The following is a 23128-nucleotide window of genomic DNA, read 5'->3' as shown; positions in this document are numbered from 1 at the left end:
CAAAGTCTGTAAAATCAAAGGTTTTTGTTGAACTTACACAAAGAAGAATAGAGAGGAGATAAAAATGAAGGTATCAGTAATGGTGGATATATTTTTTGGAAAATGGGGTTATCAGATGACTACAGAAGAGTATCTGGAGGCTATGGAAATGGTTAAAAAAGCCGGATATGATGGAATAGAAATTCTGCAGTGGTGGAATGATGACCTTGATGCAATTAAGGCGAAGAAAGATGAGCTTGGCCTTGAAGTCACCTCAATGATGACAAAGGTTGAATGTCTTGGTGCAGCATCTGAAAAAGAACAGTTCCTTTCAGATTTAAAGGACAGTATTGCAGCAGCTAAAAAGCTTGGTTGTAAGAATATTTTCTGTTCACCGGGACATTCAAGAATGTTTATTTCAGAGCAGACATTTTTTGATACAATGATTGATACATTACGGGAAGCTGATAAGATCCTTGAAGGAACAGGAGTTACACTTTTAATCGAACCTGTCAATGTAAAGGTGGATCATGCCGGAGTATTCCCATTAGATTCACATGATGCTTTCTTTATGATGAAGATTCTTAACAGCTCCAATATTAAGATTCTCTTTGATCTATACCATCAGCAGATTACAGAAGGAAATCTTCTTGAGACAATTTCAAAGAATATTGACCGTATTGGGCATTTTCATGCGGCAGGATCTTACGGACGTCATGAGATTGAGAATTCGGAACTTAATTATCCGTTTATCACAAGCAAGATCAATGAATTAGGCTATGATGGATTCATAGGCATGGAATATGATCCAACAATGGATAAGCTTGAAAGTCTTACTAGATCAAAGAATCTCATTTCATAATTGTATAAATATTTATATAACGCAGTTTAAAAAGCAGATGCCGGATAATCAGATGATTATCCAGGCATCTGCTTTTTCTATTCGCGATTTGAACTTAAATTGTTTTTATTTTTCAGTGTGACCGGAAGCTTTGTACATGAATATGCTTATTATTGTCACTATGATATCAGATACAGGCTGAGCTGCGATCAAACCGCTCAATCCAAACATTATACCAAGAACCATAATTGCAGGAACGAACAGTATGATATTTTTAAACATTGTAATAATAAGTGAATTCATTGCCTTTCCCAATGCCTGGAAGTAAGCAGTCGCCAGGTTGATGATTCCAACAAACGGCGCTGAAATGCTGAGGGTCCTGAGGAAAGAAGCGGACATGGCGATCAGCTCTTTGTCATGAAGAAAAACGGATGAAAGTATGCTTCTGAATAAAATGAATATTATTGTGAATGCTACACCCATGAATAAGCTATCTACTGAAGCATATTTAGAGGCTTTTAATTAATATATAGATCGGATTTATAAAAAAGATTTCAATCCGTCGATAAAAATCAAACTCATAGCGGCTTCCACAACTTGTTTTTTATAATCGCCGGCGTTGGTGTTATGAGAACCACCGAATTCTGGCCGCGTAGCTAACGCATATTCTTAATCAACGGCAACTATACTGACATCATGCTTTCTCGACCAAAGCAGCTTTTTTATTTACACCCTGAAGGAACTTATCGTTGTTTATTATAAAGCGCTGATGATGTCCTGTGGCAACCTCTTCTGCCTCGTCCTTTGCGACGAAATCAAATTCGATTCGCTTTCTGTCAACCTCTGTTACGGTAACGGTGACTGAAAGCTTCATTCCGACAGGCGTCGGAGCCTTGTGGTTTATGGAAAGGGTGGTTCCTACAGAGCCCTGACCCTCTTCAAGTTCAGGCTTCATGAGCTTAACTGCTGTATCCTCGCAGAGACCAACAAGAAAAGGTGTCCCTAGCGCCATAACTGCATCTTTTCCGCCTATGGCAGCCGCCGTCATTTCTTTTGTAACGATAGTGTCCTGAGTTAATGTCATTCCAGTTTCAATCATAATTTACCTCCGATAGTCAAATATACAAGCTGACTTGTCTATTTGTTACGTAAACATAAGAGAGATAATTCATTTTTCTCTCTTAACTCCTTATTTTCATGTGATTTGTCAGACAAATGAAAATTGTGTTCATATTAGCACGACAGGATTTGGTGGTCATTATCGATGGTGCACAAAATAAAAACTTAAAATTTGTGCGTTAATTAACATGTGGACTTGTTGACAAGTATGCAAAATGTAGTAAAGTAATAAATGAAATTTAATTTCGCAGAAAGGGACAGATATGAACACGATAAAGAGGCTTCTTTCAGAAGGTAAAAGCAATTTTATATTTGTGGGGGAGGCAGGATGCGGAAAAAGCGAGATCTCACTGAACTTTGCAAAATTCCTTGCAGAGACAGAAAAAAGACCGGTTCATTTTTTTGATATGGACATGACAAAACCTCTGTTCAGATCAAGAGATGTGACCGGTGAGAAGGAACTGAGCCTGATACATTTTCATTTTGAAGAGCAGTTCTATGATGCTCCGACTATGGTGGGCGGAGTAAGAGAATGCATGCAGGATGAGAATTGCATCGTGGTCATAGATGTCGGAGGCGATGACATCGGCGCCAGAGCCGTCGGAGGCCTCATGATGGGACCAAACAGAGAATATACAACAGCATTTTATGTTCTCAATTCCTATCGACCTTTCTGTATGGATATCGAACATGTGGATCGGATCCTGGGAGAGATACTTGCCGTTTCTCATATAAGACTGGACGAGATCCATCTGATCGATAATCCGAATCTGGGTCCGAACACGCATTTTGAGGATGTCCTTTCGGGATCCGTAAGAATGCAGGAAATTATATCAAAGTATAAAGATATAGAACTGACATGCGTTTTAGAGAACATGAAGGAAGAAGCAGAGGGAATGATTCCCACAGACATTTTTCCGATGCGTCTCTATCTGACATATCCGTGGGTTCGGGAAGCTGTTGGTTGAGTGTCTTTGAAGGGAGGTTTCAGGATGGCAAAATTCAGGATCAATGTAGTGGCAGAAAGATGTAAGAGCTGTCAGTACTGCATTAAATTTTGTCCCAAAAATGTGCTTGAGGTTGGCAAAAAAGTAAATGCAAAGGGATATGAGTATATCGTGCCGGTGCGTACAGAGGACTGCGTTGGCTGCGGTACCTGCGGACGTATTTGTCCGGATGGCGCGATAGAGATCTACAAGGAGGATTAAGTCATGGCCAGAGTATTCATGAAAGGCAGTGAGGCAGTAGCTGAAGCTGCGGTTAGAGCCGGCTGCAGATTTTTTGCGGGATATCCTATCACACCGCAGAATGAAGTACCGGAATATTTTGCAAGACGTATGCCTGAGGTCGGAGGCGTATTTGTACAGGGTGAGTCAGAGGTTGCATCGGTAAATATGGTCTATGGTGCAGCATCGGCAGGAACAAGATCTATGACATCATCATCTTCACCCGGAATTTCACTTAAGAGTGAGGGAATTTCGTACTGTGCTTCAGCACGTATCCCGATGGTGTACTGTAACTTCCAGAGAGGCGGCCCAGGTGTTGGTGCCATTCAGCCTGCTCAGATGGATTATCTTCAGGCAACAAAGGCTTCAGGTAATGGTGGATTTGAGATGATAGTTCTTGCTCCTTCCACAGTTCAGGAAGCAGTTGATATGACCTACAAGGCATTTGACCTTGCAGATCGTGACAGAAATCCGGTTCTTATTCTTGCTGATGGTGTTATCGCAACAGTTATGGAGCCTGTAGAGCTTCCTGAGATGAAGTCTCCGGAAGAGGTCAAGGCTATTAAGGACGGAAAGAAATCATGGGCATGTATAGGACATAAGATTGATTACAAGAACCGTGCATGGATCGAGCCGGGCCAGTGGAAGACTGAAATCCAGCAGAAGTGCAATGAGGAGTGCGCAGCTCTTTATGAGTCATGGAAGAAGGATGCTGAGGCTGAGCTGTATCAGACAGAGGATGCCGAGATCATCATCACTGCTTACGGAATCTCAGCAAGAATTGCAAAGTCTGCTGTAGACATTTTAAGAAAGCAGGGAGTCAAGGTTGGTCTTCTCCGCCCGATCACAGTACACCCTTTCCCATTCTATGCATTTGATAAGATCGATTTCGATAAGGTAAAGGCTTTCCTTGATGTTGAGATGTCCATACCTGCACAGATGATTCAGGACGTAGATACAGCAGTTCGCGGAAGAAAGCCTATTGAGACATGTCTCTGCTCAGGCGGAAACATCATGTCCCGCGAAGCAATCATCGAAAAGGTTCTTTCGATGAAAGAGCAGGAGGTTTGATTATGAGTGAACAGTTGATATACAAGAGAACCGATTACATTCAGGCTGACAAAGTAGCCGGCTTCTGTCCCGGATGTATGCATGGCACGGTTATGAAGCTCATCGGTGAAGTTCTTGAGGAGATGAACCTCGTAGACAAGTCAGTCTGCACTTTAGGTATAGGCTGCTGCGGATTACAGATGGATTATATGGCATGCGACAACATTACATCACCTCACGGACGTGCGTGTGCTGTAGCAACAGGTATCAAGAGATCAAATCCTGAGAGCCTTGTTTATACCTATCAGGGTGATGGAGACCTTGCCTCCATCGGACTTGCAGAGACCATGTCAGCAGCCAACAGAGGCGAGAACTTCACGACCATATTCATTAACAACGGAATCTATGGAATGACCGGCGGTCAGATGGCTCCTACCACTCTTATCGGTATGAAGGCCACTACAGCACCTGCAGGAAGAAATGCTGAGGAGCACGGTTATCCGATGCACGTGTGCGAGCTTCTTGACAAGCTCACAGCGCCTCACTTTCTTGTGAGAACAAGCTGCAACACACCTGCAAATGTAATGAAAACTAAAAACTATATCAAGAAGGCTTTCCAGTATCAGATGGAAGGCAAGGGCTACTCACTGGTTGAGATCGTTACAAGCTGTCCTACCAACTGGGGCCTTGATTCACTTAAGGCGCTGGAGTATCTGGAGGAGAAGATGCTTCCTGAATATCCGCTCGGCGTAGTTCGTGATTTAGGTTAAGGAGGGAATATGGAGACAAATTTATGTGTAGCCGGTTTCGGCGGTCAGGGTGTTATGACACTTGGAAAATTCCTTGCAACAGCAACCTGTGAGTCCACAGACAAGAATGTAACATTCTTCCCATCCTATGGCGCAGAGCAGCGCGGAGGTACAGCAAACTGTTATGTTGTTATCTCTGATGATCAGATCGGCGCTCCTCTCGGTGACGTTATGGATGATCTCATCGTTATGAACGGTGCATCTCTCAACAAGTTCCTTAAGACTGTAAAGCCAAACGGACGACTTTTCATCAACAGCTCTATCGTTGATGCTTCTGAGATCGACAGAACAGATCTCACCGTTGTATCAGCACCTGTGACAGAGCTTGCTCTTGAGATGGGTAATGCCAAGGTCCTCAATGTTATCATGCTGGGCGTTTACGTTGGTTTCACAGAGGTAATCGATCCTGAGATAGTATGGGCAACAGTTGAGCACAAGTTATCAAAGAAGCCAAAGCTCCTTCCTTTGAACCGTCAGGCTTTTGAAAAGGGCATGGAGATCGGAAGAGCTCATAAGAAATAAAAAAAGAGTACCCGGCGAATGCATGGTTTTCGGTACATGAATTAATCGGTATATCCTTTGCATTTATGTATTAGTGAAAAAAGGACTTATGCAGAATAAGCAGTTATTTCACGAGAAAATGGTGCATGAGCCGGTAAAACAGAATATAGAGGGACAGTATGGTTTTTCACAATTTTGATGAATTAATTGAAAAAGTAAAGGGTGCACCTGCAAAGAAGAGAATGGCTGTTGCCGCAGCCAATGACGAGCATACTCTTGAAGCTGTAATGGTTGCCTGCAAGGAAGGAATAGTTGATCCTATTCTTGTGGGAGATAAGAAAGTTATTCTTCAGGTGCTTCAGGAGCTTGGTGAGAATGCTGACGCTGCAGAGATCATCGACGAGCCGGATATCGCACTTGCCTGCAGAAAGGCAGTTACTCTTGTAAGAGAAGGAAAGGCTGATTTCCTTATGAAGGGTAAGGTTGATACCAAGGTGATCCTTCATGAAGTTGTAGACAAGGAAAATGGTCTCGGAACAGGCCGCCTTATGTCACATTTCACAGCCTTCGAGGTTCCATCCTACCATAAGCTTCTTCTCCCTGTTGACGGCGGTATGGTCACATATCCTGATCTTCAGAAGAAAAAGCAGATTATTGAAAACACGGTAGATACTCTTGTTGATATGGGATATGAGTGCCCTAAGGTAGGTGTTCTTACCTGTGTAGAGAAGGTCAATCCAAAGATGCCTGAGACTCTTGACGCTCAGGAACTTGCTGAAATGAACAAGAGAGGCGAGATAAAGAACTGCATCGTTGAAGGTCCTATCCAGTATGACTGCGCTCTTCGTAAGGACATCGCAGACTTCAAGGGCCTTGAAAGCAGAATTGCAGGAGATGTTGACGTACTTCTTGCACCGAACATCCACACTGCAAATATCATGGGCAAGATGCTCACCATAACAGCAGGTGCAAGAATGGCCGGCTTTATCGTAGGCGCAAAGTGCCCTATCGTTATGGTATCACGTGGTTCAAGTGCTGAAGAAAAGTATCTGTCCATAGTGATATCCGCTGCAGCGGCAAAGTAAAAAAGTAATTAACAGGAGACATGACATGGTTAAAGAAAAAATATTGGTATTGAACCCGGGTTCAACATCCACAAAGATTGCTGTTTTTCAGGGAGAAAAGGAGGTTTGGGTAGAGAGCATCAGCCATAGTCTGGAAGATCTCAAACCATTCCCGACCGTATTTTCCCAGAAGGATATGCGTAAAAAACTGATTCTTGAGCTGCTTCTGAAGCATGGAGATCAACTTGATTCTTTCGAGGCCATTGTCTCCAGAGGCGGATGCATGCCACCGGTAGAAGCAGGAGCTTATGAAGTAAACGATGAAATGGTTTATGCACTTGAGCATCATCCGGTGGATCAGCATGCTTCCAATGTAGGCGCAGCAATCGCGCTTGAGTTTGCAAAAGAGATTTCAGTAAAAGCATATATCTATGACGCTCTCACCATCGATGAGATGACAAAGGTAAATACTATTACCGGACTTAAGGGAATCCGTCATCAGGCCAGAGGCCATAACCTTAACACAAGAGCGGCAGCCTTAAGAGTATGTAAAGAAAAGGGCGTTGATTACAACAATTCAAATATTGTAGTAGCACATCTTGGCGGTGGAATCACCATAAACCTCCACAGCCAGGGAAAGATGATAGATGTCATCATGGACGAAGAAGGTCCGTTCTCACCGGAGAGAGCAGGCGGTTTACCTGTTTATTCGGTTGTAAAGCTCTGCTACAGCGGAAAATACAGTGAGACAGAGCTTATGAAGCAGCTGCAGAGAAAAGGAGGAATGATTTCTTACTTTGGCACTGCAGACATGCGTGAAGTAGAAAAAATGATTAACGAGGGCAATACGGAAGCAGAAGAGGTATTTGAGGCTATGGCTCTTTCTACAGCAAAGAACATAGCAAAGATTGCACCTTCAGTTGACGGTAAGGTTGATTTTATCGTTCTTACAGGTGGTCTTGCATATTCAGAACGCTTCGTAAATTCCGTTAAAAAACATATATCATTCCTTGCACCGGTGGAGCTGGTGCCGGGAGAGCATGAGATGGAAGCACTTGCCGGAGGTACTCTCAGAGTACTTCGCGGTGAAGAGCAGGCAAAACAGTTCAGAGACAGCACTAAATAAAGGAGAAATATTTTGAAGATTCTTGTATTGATCAAACAGGTTCCGGATGATGTAGTGAAGGTTTCACTTTCTGATGAAAAGACACCGGATATAAAGAATATTGAAAAGATCGTTAATGCTATGGATACCTACGCTATGGAGATGGCCGTAAGGGAAATGGAAGCTAACGGAGGCGAAGTTGTTGTTGCTTCCATCGGAGATAAGGATGAGATCCGTCCATCACTCGTTCAGGAAATCGCAGTAGGTGCAAATCGCGCTTATATCGGAAACCTGGATGTTTCCGGCGCTGATGAGGCAGCTCTTTCAGCAGAGCTTCTCTCTTTTATCAGGAAGATCGAAGAGCAGGAAGGTTCTGCTTTTGACCTTATCCTGACAGGAAAGGAGTCAACCGACGAGATCAGTTCTCAGGTTGGTGCTCTTCTTGCAGAAAAGCTTTCAGTACCTTTCGTTTCAAGCGCTATAGGATTCACAAAGACAGATGCTGCACTCATTGTAAAGAAGGAAACAGAGGAGGGATACGATGTACTTGAGACAACTCTTCCTGCAGTTCTCAGTGTAACAAAGCCTGAGTATGATCCACGCTATCCTTCTCTTAAGAACAAGATGAAGGCAAGAAAGGCTGAGATTCCTGTAATTGAGCTTGAGAAGGCAGAAAATAAGGTGACTCTCACAGGATATGATGAGCCTGCAAAGAGAGAAGCCGGCGTAAAGATCAAGGAAAAAGAAGCTCAGGATGCCGTACAGAAAGCGATGGCGATCTTAAAGGAAGCAAGGCTTGTATAAGGAGTGTAAGATGAAGACATTAATATATATCGAAATAGAAAACGGAAACATCCAGAACGGAAGTCTTGAGATAATGTCTCTTGCAAAGACACTTTCAGATCCATGTGCAGTTGTGATTGGCTCAGACGTTGATAATGCATCAGACGCAGTTTCAGCTTATGGAATTCCTGTTATAGAGGTTCCTTGCGATAAGGTGTCAGATGATGCAGAGGTATTTATCCTTAATCAGATCATCAAGGATGAGAAGCCTGAGTATGTGCTTTTTGCAGGCACTCTTAAGGGCAAGGATCTCGCACCGAGAGTTGCTGCAAGAAATGACGGAGCCTGCATCACAGACGTGATCAAGGCAGATACAGAGAATGGAGTTTTCACAAGACCTGCATTCGGCGGTACTGTTCTTGAGAATCTCAAGTTCTCTGCAGACACACTTAAGGTAATGACAGTAAGATCCGGAAGCTTTGAAAAGCTCACACAGGGTGAAAAGGCTGAAGTTACAAAGAAGGAGTATGCACTTCCTGAAGATGCGCTCAAGGTTATTCTCAAGGACAGTGTAAAGGAGATTTCCGAGAAGGTTGATCTCGAGGGTGCCAATGTTGTCATAGCCGGCGGCCGTGGAATGGGATCAAAGGAAGGCTTCGCTATGGTTGAGGAGCTTGCATCACTTCTAGGAGGTGAAGTAGGCGCTACAAGAGCAGCCGTCGATGAGGAGTGGACCACAAGAATCCATCAGGTAGGACAGTCAGGAAAGAATATCGCACCAAAGCTGTATATCGCCTGCGGTCTTTCAGGCGCTATGCAGCATGTTTCAGGAATCACAAGCTCCGGTTTCATCGTAGCCATCAACAAGGATGAGGATGCACCTATATTTGATGTGGCAGACCTCGGAATCGTAGGAAGATGCGAGGATATCCTTCCGGTTCTGATTGATGAGATTAAAAAGCTCAAGGGCCTTTAATAAATAAGCGATGTCAGATCACTGAAAACAATCTGTACTGAAAAGTCATGTAGTATAGATGCTTTTAAAGACCACAATTAATTGATTATGTTTTGTGGTCTTTAAAAAGTAATGTTCATAAATGCTTTCAAGATTCATTCAGTGAAATGTTTGTATGTTAAATAATATGGCGGGAGATAAGCGCCTGCAACAGGAGGAATAAAATGAATTACCAGAAGCCTTCAGAGGAGATGATCGAAGAACTCAAAAAGATAGCTCCCGGTCGCGTCCTTACAGGAGAAGATATAGGGGATGACTATACACATGATGAGAGCATTTTCTACGGAAAGCATATGCCTGATGTGGTAGTAAGAGTAGAGACAAACGAAGAGATCTCAGAGATAGTTAAGCTTTGCTATGAGAACAATGTTCCATTTGTTCCGAGAGGAGCGGGAACAGGTCTTTCTGCCGGCTGCGTTGCCGAAGCAGGCGGAGTTATCATCGACATGACAAAGATGAATAAGATCCTGGGATACGATCCTGACAATTTCGTTGTCAGAGTCCAGTCAGGAATTACCGTACAGGAACTCTGCGATGACTGTGAGAAGCATGGTTTTGCTTACATGGGAGAGCCCGGCGAAATGATGGCAACCATCGGCGGAAACATTTCCACCAATGCAGGCGGAATGAAGGCTGTAAAGTATGGCACGACAAGAGATCAGGTTCTTGCCATGACTGTCATAACACCAAAGGGTGATATCATGGAGTTCGGAAGAGAAGTCAACAAGAACTGTTCAGGCTACAACTTCATGCACCTTATGATCGGTTCAGAAGGAACTCTCGGAATCATCACCGAGGTATCTTTGAAGCTTTATGTTAAACCCAAATTTTCAGTCAGTCTTCTTGCCCCTTTCGCCTCCCTCGATGACTGTATTTCCTGTGTTCCCAAGCTTAAGCTTGCAGGATTTGAACCTGAATCCCTTGAATTTATGTTAAGGGACAATGTTGACATGATTCAAAATTTCCTTGGAAAGAAGATTTATCCTACAGTTATAGAAGGAGTTGAGGCAGAGGCTTATCTTCTTGTGACATTCACTGATTCCACACAGGAAAATCTTGATACCATACTTGAGCAGTCTGCAGAGGTATTTACAGACAATGAGGCACTTGATGTTATGGTATATGACACTCCTGATGCCATCAGAAATGTCTGGTCTGTAAGAAAGAATTGTCTTGAGGCTATCATGGCAGAGTACAAGATGACTGATGAAGTTGATATAGTTGTGCCTATTCCGAAGATTCCTGAGCTTATTAACAGCGCAGTTGCTATGAAGGATGAGGTTGGATGTGACATCCGCTGCACAGGTCATGCGGGAGATGGTAATGTTCACATTAACCTTTGTGCAAATGAAATGCCGGAAGATGAATTCAGAGAGAAGGTTAAGATCTTCATGGATAAGGTCTACAAGGTAGGATTTGAACTTGGAGGGCTTGTTTCCGGTGAGCACGGAATCGGTTCAGCAAAGGTTGATTACTTAAGAGAAAATCTTGGAGAGCATCAGCTCTGCCTCATGAAGGATGTAAAGAGAGCCTTCGATCCCAAGCTGCTTCTTAATCCGGGCAAGGTCTGCTATACACTTTGATAGCGAACAAAAAATATCCTTCATTGAACTGGAATGTGCAACGCGCCTGATATTAACGGTGTGCTGCACATTTTTAATAATCGTTTTTTCATTCATCTTTTTTAATGGGATTTTGCATTTTTTAAGTTCTAAAGTATAATAAAAAAGATGTCTGAAGATTCAGAAAGAGAGATCTTACAGATGTCAAAAAAATCGATTGAAGATTATAAATCAGAGCGTGAAAGGATAGAAAGGTATCGCGATCATTATTTCGGAAAGCTGAATCGTCAGAAATCGGATCATGAGCGCATACGAAGAGAGCAGGGTATGGGTCTTAAGGATAGAAGCATGATATCAAGTGAGGAGATCTATGAGGAACTTTGTAAGAAGATCGAGAATCTTGATTTTATGCCGGGAACGAGTATAAGCGAAAATAATTTATGTCAGGAATACAGAACAACACGTCATATCATAAGAGGCGCCATCACAAAACTTAAAGAGGAAGGACTGGTTGAGGTTTATCCTCAGAGAGGTACATTCGTAAGTCTCATAGACATGGACTATGTGTCAGATACTCTGTATATCAGAGAAGCTATCGAACAGGAGGCTGTTGTTGAGATAGCTGAATCAGAGAATATCCGTAAAGTTGTGAAGCTCCTGAAAAAGAATCTTCAGGAGCAGGAGCAGTGCCTTAAGAAGTATGCCAAAGTGTCTCCGGATGATGAAGATGGCAGGAATGAATACTGCAAGAAGTTTTTACAGCTTGATCAGGTGTTTCATCAGATCATCCTTGATGGAATCGGACGTGGCAGGATCAATGAAATGCTGGATAAAATATATGTTCATTATCGTCGCTGGAGAAATCTCGAGATACGTTCGCTTCAGAGATTATCAGAGCTGTTCGAGCAGCATAAAGAGCTGGTAGAGTGCATAAATGTAGGTGACCGCAACAAGATCAGAGAAGTTCTTCATGAGCACATAAATACTGTCAGACTCGCAAGAGAAGTATCCGAGCGTGAAGAGAATGAATATTTCTACAGATGAGTTTACGGAAAGAGCCGTCCTTCGGACGGCTCTTTCTATTATTCCGGGAAAGGAATCCTGATGGTAAGTGTGAAATTATGGAACTGATCCGTGTGATGTATCATGGTGCCGTGATATTTAGCTACTGAACGCTCGATACTTTTGAGACCGATGCCGTGGAAGGCACCGGTCTTTATTGTTAAAAGGACGCCGCGGTTCTCATGTAACGTACCCTCGTAATAATTTGTGAAAGTGATGGTGAGGTTGTCGGAAATGCAGCCGGCCTTTACAAGTATGGACCGAAGTTCGGGATCGGTTACTTTTCTGCTGGCTTCCATGGCATTGTCCAAAGCATTACCGAAGATGGTACAGATGTCCATGTTTTCGATAAATCCGACTCCGCGGAAATCTACAGATGTGCTTATCTCGATGTTGTCAAGACGCGCGATGCGTACCTTTTCTGACAGAAGACCGTTTAACACAGGATTGCCGGTTTCGATGATGGTCTCGAAGGGAGCCAGCTTATCCATCATTAGACTAATGTATCTTTCGGCTGCAGGTGCCCCTTCGGATGGTTCCGAACCCTTCATAAGCCCCTGAAGAGCGATGAGATGGTTTTTCATGTCGTGGTGAAGAACACGAAGATCTTCCTGTGCTTTCTGGTGGGCGACGGCATTGGCATAAATGTTCCTTGCAATAGTCTCCTGAAGACGGGATTCCTCACGAAGTCTACGGTGATAGAGATAACGTTCAAACATGATAAGAAAAGCCAGAATAAGCATCTGCATAAGTACCGGATAGGTGGTCAGTTCTTTGGGTAATGAGGATATCGGGGAAAGCAGAAGCAGGTTCAGCGAGTATTTGATGTAGAGAGTCAGCATGCAAAGTGTGCTGATCATAAATATACGCTCCGGAACCATAAAATGAATCTCATTCAAAGGAATCATCTTACTTGAAAGGATAATGATGACGGCCTCGGAAGTATACTCGAGAATACGGTTCAAAAGCTGATTCAGCATGGGATCAGTAAGGTAATGAGTTTCATTTATATGAATCCTGTAAAACTGTGGAGTCTGGAACATGTTGTTTTGTACTGCAAAGGTTATCCATGCTATAGCTCCGAGATAAAATGCGATCTCCGGAGTGGTCTGCTTATCGAAGTATACAAACAGAGAATAAATCAATAACCTTGCGGCAAATCGTAAGGTTATGATGCCGGGATCTGCGGGCATATAGGTTAGATATAAAGGTAATAAAAAAAGCTGTAATGCAAAAGCTATGATTTTGCGAAGGTTCTTTCTGAAGGGGGAAAGCTTTTTCCTTGAATGAAGAGCATCATCGTGGTCCTGTACTGGCAGAAAGAAAATGTACAGAAACAGCACATCAATAAGAAAATTAAATATTTGAGTAAGATCCATCAGTTTTCTACTCCTAAATAAAAGGTGAAGGCCTCAAGAAATTCCTTTTTCTTATATTTGCTGAGAGGCACAGTCGTTTTGTTTTTCAGAACCACATCTGCACCGTTTACAGTGGCGACCATACGGAGATTTACAAGGTAACTCCTATGGCAGCGGAAAAAATAGTGCTCTTTTAACCGGGATTCCATTTCATTCATTGATTCGTGAACCAAGAGAGATTCGGAAAGGGTATGAATAAGTATATCGTGGTCCTGAACTTCTAAAAACAGTATTTCTGCGATATCAAGTCTGTAGGGAGCATTATCCACTTCTATAGTAAGAAATTCCTTTTTATGGCTGTTAAGATGCATGGTGGCATCCAGAAGCTGCAGGCGTATATCCGCATATCGTATCGGTTTTTTAAGAAAACCAAAGGCATGGACGGAATAGCCCTCCAGGGCATACTGTGTCATGCTGGTAACGAAAATGATAACAACATCTCTGTTCCTTTCGCGAATGATCTTTGCCGCATCCATTCCGCTAAGGGTTCCCATAGATATATCTAAAAGTATGAGGTCAATGCTGTCGTTAAAGTCATTAAGCAGTTCACCGGCAGAGTGACATTCCGAAATATTGAACTGAATATTTGTCTCATTTGTAAAACGTCTGATCATATCCTTTAGAGAAACGATCATCTGATTTTCATCGTCACATATAAGAAGATTCCACATGATTATTTCCTTATAAAAGAGATTATAAAGATACCATAATAAAAGTACCTTTCGATAGCAAGAAGTTTATACTGAAAGCCACAACTTGTCAACAAGTCTACTTACGTCAAAATGGTTACCATTCACGAAAAAAACGATAATAGCAAGCCGGTATCTGTTAAATTTGTTCCATCAACAGCAGAGCTGATATTGAAATGCATAAAAAATGCTCAAACCGGACTCTGCTGGAATTTCAGGAGGGTATCATGAATAAAGAAAAGAAAAGCGCAGTAAGATTTTTTGCAATCTGCGCAGCGATCCTTCTCGTATGTACATTTTTCATATGGGGATTGCAGACAGACTACGGTAAGGTAAAGATCACAAGACTTACACTTACAGGACCAAACGGCACAGACATAAGTACACTTATGTATCGTCCGAACAATGCAACCGACGAGAATCCTGCACCACTGGCGGTAATTCTTCACGGACGTTCAAATCACGCACATTCCAATGACACATGGTCAATGGAGCTTGCAAGAAGAGGATTTGTAGTAATATCACCTGATCTTCAGGGTGGTGGAGAGTCAGATCCTTCAGTTGAAAGAATTCTTCAGGCTATCGAAGTAACCAAGTATGCAAATACACTTTCTTTTGTAGAGAAAGATAAGATAAATCTTATCGGATATTCTCAGGGAACAAATACTGTTATCAATACCTATAAGGCAGTAGCTGATAAGGTAAACAGTATCTGTGAGGTATTCGGACCTTTCATGATGAAGATGTCTTTAGAGGGAGACATGGAAGCAAACGGCATCAACACCAACTTCTGTCTCATCAAGTCTCTCGCAGACCAGTATGACTATTTCTTCGTAGGAGACCCTGCAGCTAACCTTGAGTTCGTAAAGGAATTCTCCGGAATCAAGGATCTCGAGATCAATAAGGATTTTGACAGAAACGGATTCAAGTTCCGTTATTCACAGTTTGGCGGTACACTTCACCAGACAGGCAACATCAGCGGTCAGACAATCAAGGAGATCATTTCTTATGAAACAAGCGTAAATGATGCTCCTGTAAAGCTTGATGTGAACGATATCAATTTCCTTCCGCATCAGATTTTCTCAGGCATTGCATGCGTGGCTATGATGTTCATGCTTGCGGCACTTATCAACCTTCTTATGCAGAATGAGTTCTTTGCTACTATCGCAACACCTGTTTATGAAAAGGGTGTTCGTAATACAGCTAAGGACTGGGTGATAGATATTCTTTTCAGAGTAGGTATCCCTGCTGTTCTCTTTGTGCCTGTATCAGCTTATGCAATGGTATGGTTCGGTCCGGGAACACCTGCATTAAACATTTTCCGTTCAACAAATCTTAACGGTATCATGGCATGGCTCTTTGTGGTTATGTTCATCGGTCTCGGAAGGCTTTATCTCAGAAACAAGAAGAGAAAGGATGTAGACCTTTCTGATTATGCACTTGATGCAGCAGGCGTTAAGAAGATCGACTGGTCAAAGCCTGCAAAGGCACTTCTTATGGGTGTTATCATCCTTGTGTTTGTATTCACATGGTTATGGCTTATCGAAGGCTTCCTGGGTATCAACTATCAGATCTGGTCACTCAGCACCTATCTGAGAATGTCCCCGCTCCGTATCACAAGATCCATTCCATACGCTCTACTTATCTTCCTTTTCATGTTCACTGGAAACATGGCTATCACAAAGGCGCCATCTTCAGGAAACGAGAAGAAGGATATGGCTATAGCTATTGCGCTTAATGTAATTCTTACGGCAGGTGCTCTTGTTATCCTTCTTCTCATACAGTACGGCGGTTCCATGATCGTGGGAACAGGTGAAACCTTCATTCCACAGATCGATATCTATGGAACGGGAAAGAACACAAGCTGCGGAGCTCTTGACTTTGCATTCGGTTATGCATATATGATGGGCGGCACCACAGGCGTAGTGACCTATATTTTCAGAAAATACGGCAATATCTGGGCAGGTGTCATCCCCGCTGCTTTATTCGCAGGTTTTGTAACACTTTCAGGATTTACGCTTTCAATGTAAATCTGTTTATACATTTTGGAGGCTGCAGAAATTGCAACCTCCAATTTTTCTTTTTTGGCCGATAAATAAATAAAAAATACTTGTAAACATGTCGACAAGATGATATCATTAATCTACAATCGTTTTGGGTAAATTCAAACATTAAACCATGAAGCCGAGACTTCGTGGATAATACAGGAGGAAAAGACACTATGGCATATCTGGTTTCAGATGAAGGAAAAGATCTGTTAAGGGACGTACAGGAATTCGTTAACAGTGAGATCAAGGAGCAGGTAAAGGATTACGATATTTCAGGAGAGTGGCCTAAGGAGCTTTTCGATCAGGCAGTAGAGATGCAGCTTCACATGCTTGACATCCCTGAGGAGTACGGCGGACTTGGTCTTTCAAATATTGATCACGCTGCTATTCTTGAAGCTATGGGCTATGGGGATGCGGGTTTTGCCGTTACACTGAACGGTAACGGACTTTCATTTAAGCCTTTACTTGTTGCCGGTTCAGAAGAGCAGAAGAAAAGATACGCTGAGATCATCGTAAACGGTGGTTACGGAGCATTTGCACTTACAGAGCCTAATGCGGGTTGCGATGCAGGTAATGTCAAGGCTACAGCTGTTCTCGATGGTGATGAGTATGTTCTTAACGGAACAAAGTGTTTCTGTACCAATGCGCAGATCGCAGATTTCTATGTAGTTATCGCTTCTACTGACAAAGAGGCAAAGGTCAAGGGACTCAGCGCTTTCCTTATCGATAAGGGAACAAAGGGTGTATCTGTAGGCTCACACGAGAACAAGATGGGTATCCGTACAAGTATCACATCAGACCTCATTCTTGAGGATGTTCGTATCCCTAAGGAGAACCTTCTCGGAAAAGAGGGTGATGGATTCAAGATCGCCATGGAGACACTTGACATCGCAAGAACCTGGTGTGCAGTTATCGGTGTGGGCGTTGCCCAGAGATGTATCGATGAGGCAGTAGCTTACGCAAAAACACGTGTACAGTTTGGAAAGCCTCTCGCAAAAAACGAGGTTATTCAGTTCAAGATTGCTGATATGCAGATGAAGACAGAGGCTGCCCGTCAGTGCTGCGCTCATTCTCTCACACTTATGGAAAGAGGTGAGGATTATTCCATGGCTTCAGCTACAGCAAAGTGCCTTGCAGGTGATGCAGCTATGTTCGCAGCAACTGAAGCTGTTCAGATTCTTGGAGGTTACGGATATTCACGTGATTATCCTGTTGAAAAGCTTTTCAGAGATGCAAAGATCTTCCAGATTTTCGAAGGAACAAATGAAATCCAGAGACTGGTAGTAGGCCGTTCTGTTATCGGAAAGATTTGATTTTCGATCATTTCTGAAAAAATTTCCCGTTATCATAAGATATGAAGTTCAGATATTGAACTGTTTGATAATGCCTGAATTCGCTTATGTATATGAAAAACCGCACCGATTTGGTAACGGTGCGTCCAGATTATCCAATGAATCAGGCCATTTGTAGATACTATTTATAGACGGCCTATTTCATAAATAATGTCTGTAAATGTTTAACAGGTCATCGTTTAATCGTCATGATCTGTTAACATCGACAAACATAGTCTTCCATTTCATTTACACATTATTCTCTGAAAAAGAACTGCTTCATGTTTTTCCCCCTTTGAAGCAGTTTTTTTCGTGCGTATAAATAACAAAATATCATGCGTAAGGATATTGAATTACCGGAAAAATCAAATGTCCTATATTTGATTAAAAAGACTTTTGATAAGTCAATCGGCATATGGCACAAAGATACTGGTCGACAAGATAGCAAGCATACAAAATAACCAATTTCTGTTGTACGGAACATTTTCAACTGTTATATTTGCATTAAAGAAATAGCGAACTTCAATGGCCGGCATTCTCAAAAGTCACTATTTGTAAGGCCGAATTCACATCGGCAGAATAAAGATCCAATAGTTGAAAGGGGAGAGTTATGAACAATAAACCGGGTAAATGGTCAGCGGCTTTTGGAATCACATTTGTGTGGTTTACAACACAGTTTGGAGGAGGTTTTGCATCCGGAGCACAACTGAAAAGTTATTTTATCAAGTATGGAGTATATTGTCTGTGGACATGTATAGGAGCTCAGGTCATCTGTGCTATATATAACTGGTATATAGCAAGATATGCAAGAAAGCATGAGTTGTATGATTACAAGTCCTATAATGATACCTTTTATGGGAAGTATTCACTTATTTTCTCAAATCTGTTTGAAATCGTATATATATTCACTTTGCTGGTGGTTCCGGCTGTTGCATTTGCCACAGGAGGCGCTACATTCGCGCAGCTTACAGGAATTCCCTACATGGTATGTACAGCAATTATCGGAGTATTCATTTTTGTAACAGCGGTTTACGGCACAGCAGTAGTCCGCAAAGTAGCAACGATTCTTTCGATAGCGATAGTTGTAGGACTTCTTGCGGTATTTGTTCCTAACATCATTGTTCAGTGGGATAAGGTCATGGAAGGAATAGCAACACTTAAGAGCCAGGATGCTTCTGCGGGACCTGCCATCTGGTCAATGATCCTGTATGCTGCATTCCAATTCGCTTCTTCACCGGCTATCCATTCCCAGCATTCAGAGGCACTCGGTGATTATAAGGACGCAGATTTCACATACATCCTTGCATGCATAGTAAACAGTGTGATGATATTCATCTCTACACTGGGACTTATGGCTATCATCAATAATCCGGAGTATGCGGATGCATCAGTACCTGTACTTATACTCGTTCAGAATGGAGTCGGGGCATCAGTCCTCACACCGATTATTTCTGCACTTATTGTTCTAGGTGCGGTTTCAACTGCGGTAAATATGATTTCTGCGGGTGAAGCAAGAATCATGAAGGTTATAGACAAGAGCTTTGATACTGATGGAAAGCCGACAAGAAACAGTATTCTGGTAACACTTGTACTTACACTTGTTGGGTTTTTTGTAGCACAGTTTGGCTTGCTCCCGCTTGTTTCAAAGGGATACAGCATTCTCGCATATCTTGCATTCCCAGTGATTGCTGTTCCATATATCATTCATGCTGTTGTTACCAAGTTCGACTCGGAAAAAGGCATAGAGAAGCGTGAGGTTGCAGAAAGCAGAGTGTAATGTTCCATGACCGTGTTCGGAAACTCTACCGCCATTGAGAAAAGTAAGAATTCGGCCGCCGCTCCGGTTGCCGAATTCTGGCTGGGGAGTCAAAGAACAGAAAGAATAGAAAAAACGTTTAGGTAATAGCAACAGATTTTCGTGCTGAACAATGGCAGAAAATCTGTTGCTATTTATAGCTGTAGGTGTTATTATGATGATAACTTGTCGACAAGATAACAAATAAAGCCGACAAATGTTCTGAAAAGTAATAAAGGAGTTAACATGGAAAAGTCTTTAAAGGGAATCAAAGTTGTTCAGATGGCAAACTTTGTAGCAGCGGCTGCTACAGGACGTTATCTGGCAGATCATGGAGCGGATGTCATCATTATCGAAACAGCAAAGGGAGATCCGCTTCGTTATACAGAGGAGCAGGAAGGTCGTCCACAGGACATGCTTGAGAATACCACCTGGGAATATCTTAACGGTAATAAGAGATGCATATCTCTTAACACCAAAACCGAAGATGGAAAAGAAGCTCTTCTGAAGCTGCTGGAGGGCGCAGATGTTATGATCACGAACTGGAGGCAGGGAGCTCTGGAAAGAGCCGGTCTTGATTATGAAACATTGAAGGTGAAGTTCCCAAGACTTATATATGCAACTCTTCTTGGATATGGAAAGACAGGTCCTGACAAGGATCTTCCGGGATATGATATGACAGCTTTCTTTGCGAGAGGCGGATATACAGAGAACCTTACACCTCGCGGCGGTGACCCTATAACCATGATACCGGGTGCAGGTGATAACAATGTTGGTCTCATGCTGGCACTTGGAATCACAACAGCTCTTATCAACCGTGAGAAGACAGGAAAGGGTGACTATGTATCTACATCATTATATGAGACAGCAATTTTCAATCAGTCCGTTATGCTTCTGGGTGCTCAGTATGATGGGGCAGCAAGACATTATCCTATATCCATTTATGACAATATGAATCCGCTTAACGGAGCATACAGAACAAAGGATGGAAGAATCATCCAGTGCGCTATGCCGGATTACAATCCGAGATTTGAGCATTTCTGCGAGACTATCGGACGCAAGGATATGATCGAGAGCGGAGATTTTCACCCGCAGGCTCACATGATTGAAAAGGGAAATGTAGCAAAGTGCATCGATGAGTTCCAGGCAACATTCTCAAAGTATACAAAGGATGAGATGGATAAGATTCTTTGTGAAGGAGATATCCCTCATTCAGTATGCTACAGCTGGCTCGATATAATCAACGATCCGCAGGCTAATGCTGTAGGCGCTTTCTATGACTGCAAGTGCCCTAACGGTAATGTAGTTAAGGTAACACATACACCTGTAAGACTTGAGTCTGAGGGTGAGCTTGAAGGAAACACAGCGCCGCTTATCGGCGAGAATGGCGTTGAGATCCTTAAAGAGGTTGGATACTCAGAGGAAAAAATCAACTCAATGCTTGAGAGCGGAGCGATGTATATCTGGAAAGAAGATAAATAAGCTTAAGACTATTTACCGGGGATAAAGACTGGTAACAGTTGCAGCAGCAAAAGATACAGATATGTATGCGCCTTGTCAACACAGAAAGCATGCGTATACAGAAGAGAGGTAAAACATGTATACCTTCGGAATCGACATCGGTTCGACTACTTCAAAATGTGTAGTGCTTAAGGACGGGACTGAGATTGTTTCAAGTTCTCTGTTTGTCGGAGGAATAGGGACCAAAAGTCCTTTTCTGGCAAGAGAGGAAGCTCTGAAAAAGGCCGGTATCACAGATAAAGATATATCCGGAACTGCCGCCACAGGATATGGACGAAACCGTACAGAGGATGCGGATTTTAATGTAAGCGAACTGAGCTGTCATGCCTTAGGGGCACATTTTATATTCCCCAGGGTCCGCACAATTATCGATATAGGCGGTCAGGATGCCAAGGTCATATCACTTTCCGGAGACGGGAAGATGAGAGATTTTCTTATGAATGATAAATGTGCCGCAGGTACAGGAAGATTTCTTGATGTTATGGCGGCTATCCTGCAGGTTCCTGTAAATGAAATGGAAGGGATGGCACAAAAGGCCCAAAAGATATCACAGATATCTTCGACCTGTACAGTGTTTGCAGAGAGTGAAGTGATATCACAGCTTGCAAATGGTGTGGAGATGCCGGATCTCATCGCAGGAATATGCGATTCGGTAGCCGGAAGAGTTGCTTCACTTGCAAAGAGAATTACTATAGTTCCGGAGGTATGTATGAGCGGAGGCGTTGCCAGGAATGGCGGTGTACGACTTGCCATGGAAAGATATCTCGGAACTGAGATCAGATTTTCGGAACAGGCACAGCTCTTTGGTGCTATCGGCGCAGCACTATATGCTTTTCAGAAATCATAGGGTTCTCTGGCTGCGGTCGGAAACCTAAATATGCGCGGCATTTCATACACGTATGTGTGTTGTGACTATATCAGTAAGTGCCCGATATAGTGGACACTTACTTAAATACTATTTCAGGAGGAAATTATGGCAGAAGAACAGGTAAAGAAACACAGAACTCCACCGGATCCGAATTCTGCAAAATATAAGCTTGGGCAGATTGCGGCTAAGGCGTATCAGGATGCATTTGACGCAAAGGTCCGTGGAGAAAAGATAGGCTGGTGTGCAAGTAATTTTCCGGTAGAGATTCCGGAAACACTGGGAATCGCGGTTGTATATCCCGAGAACCAGGCGGCAGCAATTGCTGCACGTGGATTCGGTCAGCAGATGTGTGAGATCAGTGAGGCAGACGGATATTCCAATGATATCTGTGCTTATGCGAGAATCTCACTTGCCTATGCAAAGACAAAAGATTGTGAAGGGCAGCAGGTACCTATGCCGGATTTCGTGCTTTGCTGCAACAACATCTGCAACTGCATGATCAAATGGTATGAGAATCTTGCGAAGGAGCTTGGAATACCGATGATCATGATCGATATTCCGTTCAACCCGGATTATGACGTTCCTGAATCAGAGGTTGCTTATGTTAAGGCACAGTTCCTTGATGCTATTCATCAGCTTGAGAAAATTACAGGAAAGAAGTGGTCTCCGGAGAAGTATAAGGAAGTCATGGAGTATTCCGGAAGATCTTCAAGAGCATGGCTTGCGGCAACAGCGACAGCAAAGTATGAGCCGTCACCTTTCAATGGATTCGATCTTTTGAACCACATGGCAGTTATGGTGACAGCACGCGGCAAGAAAGAGGCTGCTGAAGCCATGGAGCTCTTGCTTAAGGAATATGAGCAGAATCATGCTGAGGGCAAGTCCACTTACCGCGGTGAAGAGAAGTACAGAATCATGTTTGAGGGTATCGCCTGCTGGCCGTATCTGAGAGCTACTTCACATGGTCTTAAGGACAGAGGCATTAACATGGTAACAACTATCTATGCCGATGCTTTCGGATTCATCTATAAAGACTTTGATGATATGTGCGCTCAGTACTGTAAGGTGCCTAATGCAATCAACCTTGAGTATGCAAGGGATAAGAGAGTTAAGCTCTGTAAAGAGAATAAGGTCGAAGGACTTCTGGTTCACACAAACCGTTCCTGCAAGCTCTGGTCCGGCTTCATGCCAGAGATGAGCCGTCAGATCGGTGAGGAATGCGGCATTCCGGTTGCGTCCTTTGATGGGGATCAGGCAGACCCGAGAAACTTCTCAGAGGCACAGTATGACACACGTGTACAGGGTCTTACAGAAATTATGGAAGCTAACAAGGAGGGTTGAT

General features: G+C 43.0%; 22 protein-coding genes. 18 read left to right on the top strand and 4 right to left on the bottom strand.

What is annotated here, in order from left to right; translation table 11 throughout:
- The first annotated feature begins 64 nt into the window (after positions 1-64).
- Entirely contained in the window at positions 65-841 is a 777-nt protein-coding gene (locus BXO88_RS06955; protein ID WP_078037028.1) for a TIM barrel protein, read from the top strand.
- 105 nt (positions 842-946) lie between these two features.
- Here the strand turns inward: BXO88_RS06955 and BXO88_RS06950 are convergent, their stop codons facing one another.
- Positions 947-1303: an MATE family efflux transporter gene (locus BXO88_RS06950; RefSeq protein WP_078037027.1), complete on the bottom strand. Its 357-nt coding sequence runs from the start codon at positions 1301-1303 to the stop codon at positions 947-949.
- Between the two features lie 211 nt (positions 1304-1514).
- Positions 1515-1919, bottom strand: a complete 405-nt coding sequence (locus tag BXO88_RS06945; protein ID WP_078037026.1) for a thioesterase family protein — start codon at positions 1917-1919, stop codon at positions 1515-1517.
- Between the two features lie 283 nt (positions 1920-2202).
- Here BXO88_RS06945 and BXO88_RS06940 point away from each other — a divergent pair, with 283 nt between their 5' ends.
- The 11 genes from BXO88_RS06940 (at position 2203) to BXO88_RS06890 (ending at position 12098) form a co-directional block, all read left to right on the top strand.
- Positions 2203-2907: a hypothetical protein gene (locus BXO88_RS06940; RefSeq protein ID WP_078037025.1), complete on the top strand. Its 705-nt coding sequence runs from the start codon at positions 2203-2205 to the stop codon at positions 2905-2907.
- A 24-nt stretch (positions 2908-2931) separates the two neighbouring features.
- Complete coding sequence (locus BXO88_RS06935) at positions 2932-3147, top strand: 4Fe-4S dicluster domain-containing protein (protein WP_078037024.1); 216 nt, start codon at positions 2932-2934, stop codon at positions 3145-3147.
- A 3-nt stretch (positions 3148-3150) separates the two neighbouring features.
- Positions 3151-4236, top strand: a complete 1086-nt coding sequence (vorB, locus tag BXO88_RS06930) for a 3-methyl-2-oxobutanoate dehydrogenase subunit VorB (RefSeq protein WP_078037023.1) — start codon at positions 3151-3153, stop codon at positions 4234-4236.
- A 2-nt stretch (positions 4237-4238) separates the two neighbouring features.
- Positions 4239-4985, top strand: coding sequence for a thiamine pyrophosphate-dependent enzyme (locus BXO88_RS06925; RefSeq protein WP_078037022.1), 747 nt, complete (start codon positions 4239-4241; stop codon positions 4983-4985).
- Between the two features lie 9 nt (positions 4986-4994).
- A complete protein-coding gene (locus tag BXO88_RS06920) occupies positions 4995-5546 on the top strand; it encodes a 2-oxoacid:acceptor oxidoreductase family protein (RefSeq protein WP_078037021.1) in 552 nt (183 codons plus the stop codon).
- A gap of 158 nt (positions 5547-5704) precedes the next feature.
- A complete protein-coding gene (locus tag BXO88_RS06915) occupies positions 5705-6610 on the top strand; it encodes a phosphate acyltransferase (protein ID WP_078037020.1) in 906 nt (301 codons plus the stop codon).
- 25 nt (positions 6611-6635) lie between these two features.
- A complete protein-coding gene (gene buk / locus BXO88_RS06910) occupies positions 6636-7715 on the top strand; it encodes a butyrate kinase (RefSeq protein WP_078037019.1) in 1080 nt (359 codons plus the stop codon).
- 12 nt (positions 7716-7727) lie between these two features.
- Positions 7728-8498 carry an electron transfer flavoprotein subunit beta/FixA family protein gene (locus BXO88_RS06905; RefSeq protein ID WP_078037018.1) on the top strand — a complete coding sequence of 257 codons (771 nt, stop codon included), beginning with the start codon at positions 7728-7730 and terminating at the stop codon, positions 8496-8498.
- 10 nt (positions 8499-8508) lie between these two features.
- The gene (locus tag BXO88_RS06900; RefSeq protein ID WP_078037034.1) at positions 8509-9453 is read left to right on the top strand and encodes an electron transfer flavoprotein subunit alpha/FixB family protein; all 945 of its coding nucleotides are present in this window, start codon (positions 8509-8511) and stop codon (positions 9451-9453) included.
- Between the two features lie 203 nt (positions 9454-9656).
- Positions 9657-11075 carry an FAD-binding oxidoreductase gene (locus tag BXO88_RS06895; protein ID WP_078037017.1) on the top strand — a complete coding sequence of 473 codons (1419 nt, stop codon included), beginning with the start codon at positions 9657-9659 and terminating at the stop codon, positions 11073-11075.
- A gap of 180 nt (positions 11076-11255) precedes the next feature.
- Positions 11256-12098, top strand: coding sequence for a GntR family transcriptional regulator (locus BXO88_RS06890; protein ID WP_168171641.1), 843 nt, complete (start codon positions 11256-11258; stop codon positions 12096-12098).
- 38 nt (positions 12099-12136) lie between these two features.
- Here the strand turns inward: BXO88_RS06890 and BXO88_RS06885 are convergent, their stop codons facing one another.
- Together BXO88_RS06885 and BXO88_RS06880 are read right to left on the bottom strand one after the other, a co-directional pair.
- Positions 12137-13495 (bottom strand): ATP-binding protein, encoded by a 1359-nt coding sequence (locus BXO88_RS06885; RefSeq protein WP_078037015.1) that lies wholly within the window; start codon positions 13493-13495, stop codon positions 12137-12139.
- On the bottom strand, positions 13495-14205 hold the full coding sequence (locus BXO88_RS06880) for a LytR/AlgR family response regulator transcription factor (protein ID WP_078037014.1): 711 nt from the start codon (positions 14203-14205) through the stop codon (positions 13495-13497). Before BXO88_RS06880 ends, BXO88_RS06885 begins: the two co-directional genes overlap by 1 nt.
- A 245-nt stretch (positions 14206-14450) precedes the next feature.
- Between BXO88_RS06880 and BXO88_RS06875 the strand changes: the two genes are divergently transcribed.
- The 6 genes from BXO88_RS06875 (at position 14451) to BXO88_RS06850 (ending at position 23127) form a co-directional block, all read left to right on the top strand.
- On the top strand, positions 14451-16253 hold the full coding sequence (locus BXO88_RS06875) for an alpha/beta hydrolase family protein (RefSeq protein ID WP_078037013.1): 1803 nt from the start codon (positions 14451-14453) through the stop codon (positions 16251-16253).
- A gap of 191 nt (positions 16254-16444) precedes the next feature.
- The gene (locus BXO88_RS06870; RefSeq protein ID WP_078037012.1) at positions 16445-17584 is read left to right on the top strand and encodes an acyl-CoA dehydrogenase family protein; all 1140 of its coding nucleotides are present in this window, start codon (positions 16445-16447) and stop codon (positions 17582-17584) included.
- 628 nt (positions 17585-18212) lie between these two features.
- Positions 18213-19379 (top strand): YkvI family membrane protein, encoded by a 1167-nt coding sequence (locus BXO88_RS06865; RefSeq protein WP_078037011.1) that lies wholly within the window; start codon positions 18213-18215, stop codon positions 19377-19379.
- A gap of 264 nt (positions 19380-19643) precedes the next feature.
- A complete protein-coding gene (locus tag BXO88_RS06860; protein ID WP_078037010.1) occupies positions 19644-20879 on the top strand; it encodes a CaiB/BaiF CoA transferase family protein in 1236 nt (411 codons plus the stop codon).
- Positions 20880-20994: 115 nt separating this feature from the next.
- Positions 20995-21765, top strand: coding sequence for an acyl-CoA dehydratase activase (locus tag BXO88_RS06855; protein ID WP_078037009.1), 771 nt, complete (start codon positions 20995-20997; stop codon positions 21763-21765).
- 126 nt (positions 21766-21891) lie between these two features.
- The gene (locus tag BXO88_RS06850; protein WP_078037008.1) at positions 21892-23127 is read left to right on the top strand and encodes a 2-hydroxyacyl-CoA dehydratase subunit D; all 1236 of its coding nucleotides are present in this window, start codon (positions 21892-21894) and stop codon (positions 23125-23127) included.
- Position 23128: the final 1 nt, after the last annotated feature.

It is taken from the genome of Oribacterium sp. C9 (assembly GCF_002007235.1).
In the GTDB taxonomy this organism is placed as follows: domain Bacteria; phylum Bacillota; class Clostridia; order Lachnospirales; family Lachnospiraceae; genus Oribacterium.
This window is presented reverse-complemented; position numbering and strand designations above follow the sequence as displayed.

Bases quoted from the DNA above. Each gene is read 5' to 3' on its own strand.
- BXO88_RS06955 (WP_078037028.1), top strand. From the start codon at position 65: ATGAAGGTATCAGTAATGGTGGATATATTTTTTGGAAAATGGGGTTAT.
- BXO88_RS06950 (WP_078037027.1), bottom strand. From the start codon at position 1,303: ATGGGTGTAGCATTCACAATAATATTCATTTTATTCAGAAGCATACTT.
- BXO88_RS06945 (WP_078037026.1), bottom strand. From the start codon at position 1,919: ATGATTGAAACTGGAATGACATTAACTCAGGACACTATCGTTACAAAA.
- BXO88_RS06940 (WP_078037025.1), top strand. From the start codon at position 2,203: ATGAACACGATAAAGAGGCTTCTTTCAGAAGGTAAAAGCAATTTTATA.
- BXO88_RS06935 (WP_078037024.1), top strand. From the start codon at position 2,932: ATGGCAAAATTCAGGATCAATGTAGTGGCAGAAAGATGTAAGAGCTGT.
- vorB (WP_078037023.1), top strand. From the start codon at position 3,151: ATGGCCAGAGTATTCATGAAAGGCAGTGAGGCAGTAGCTGAAGCTGCG.
- BXO88_RS06925 (WP_078037022.1), top strand. From the start codon at position 4,239: ATGAGTGAACAGTTGATATACAAGAGAACCGATTACATTCAGGCTGAC.
- BXO88_RS06920 (WP_078037021.1), top strand. From the start codon at position 4,995: ATGGAGACAAATTTATGTGTAGCCGGTTTCGGCGGTCAGGGTGTTATG.
- BXO88_RS06915 (WP_078037020.1), top strand. From the start codon at position 5,705: ATGGTTTTTCACAATTTTGATGAATTAATTGAAAAAGTAAAGGGTGCA.
- buk (WP_078037019.1), top strand. From the start codon at position 6,636: ATGGTTAAAGAAAAAATATTGGTATTGAACCCGGGTTCAACATCCACA.
- BXO88_RS06900 (WP_078037034.1), top strand. From the start codon at position 8,509: ATGAAGACATTAATATATATCGAAATAGAAAACGGAAACATCCAGAAC.
- BXO88_RS06895 (WP_078037017.1), top strand. From the start codon at position 9,657: ATGAATTACCAGAAGCCTTCAGAGGAGATGATCGAAGAACTCAAAAAG.
- BXO88_RS06890 (WP_168171641.1), top strand. From the start codon at position 11,256: ATGTCAAAAAAATCGATTGAAGATTATAAATCAGAGCGTGAAAGGATA.
- BXO88_RS06885 (WP_078037015.1), bottom strand. From the start codon at position 13,495: ATGGATCTTACTCAAATATTTAATTTTCTTATTGATGTGCTGTTTCTG.
- BXO88_RS06880 (WP_078037014.1), bottom strand. From the start codon at position 14,205: ATGTGGAATCTTCTTATATGTGACGATGAAAATCAGATGATCGTTTCT.
- BXO88_RS06875 (WP_078037013.1), top strand. From the start codon at position 14,451: ATGAATAAAGAAAAGAAAAGCGCAGTAAGATTTTTTGCAATCTGCGCA.
- BXO88_RS06870 (WP_078037012.1), top strand. From the start codon at position 16,445: ATGGCATATCTGGTTTCAGATGAAGGAAAAGATCTGTTAAGGGACGTA.
- BXO88_RS06865 (WP_078037011.1), top strand. From the start codon at position 18,213: ATGAACAATAAACCGGGTAAATGGTCAGCGGCTTTTGGAATCACATTT.
- BXO88_RS06860 (WP_078037010.1), top strand. From the start codon at position 19,644: ATGGAAAAGTCTTTAAAGGGAATCAAAGTTGTTCAGATGGCAAACTTT.
- BXO88_RS06855 (WP_078037009.1), top strand. From the start codon at position 20,995: ATGTATACCTTCGGAATCGACATCGGTTCGACTACTTCAAAATGTGTA.
- BXO88_RS06850 (WP_078037008.1), top strand. From the start codon at position 21,892: ATGGCAGAAGAACAGGTAAAGAAACACAGAACTCCACCGGATCCGAAT.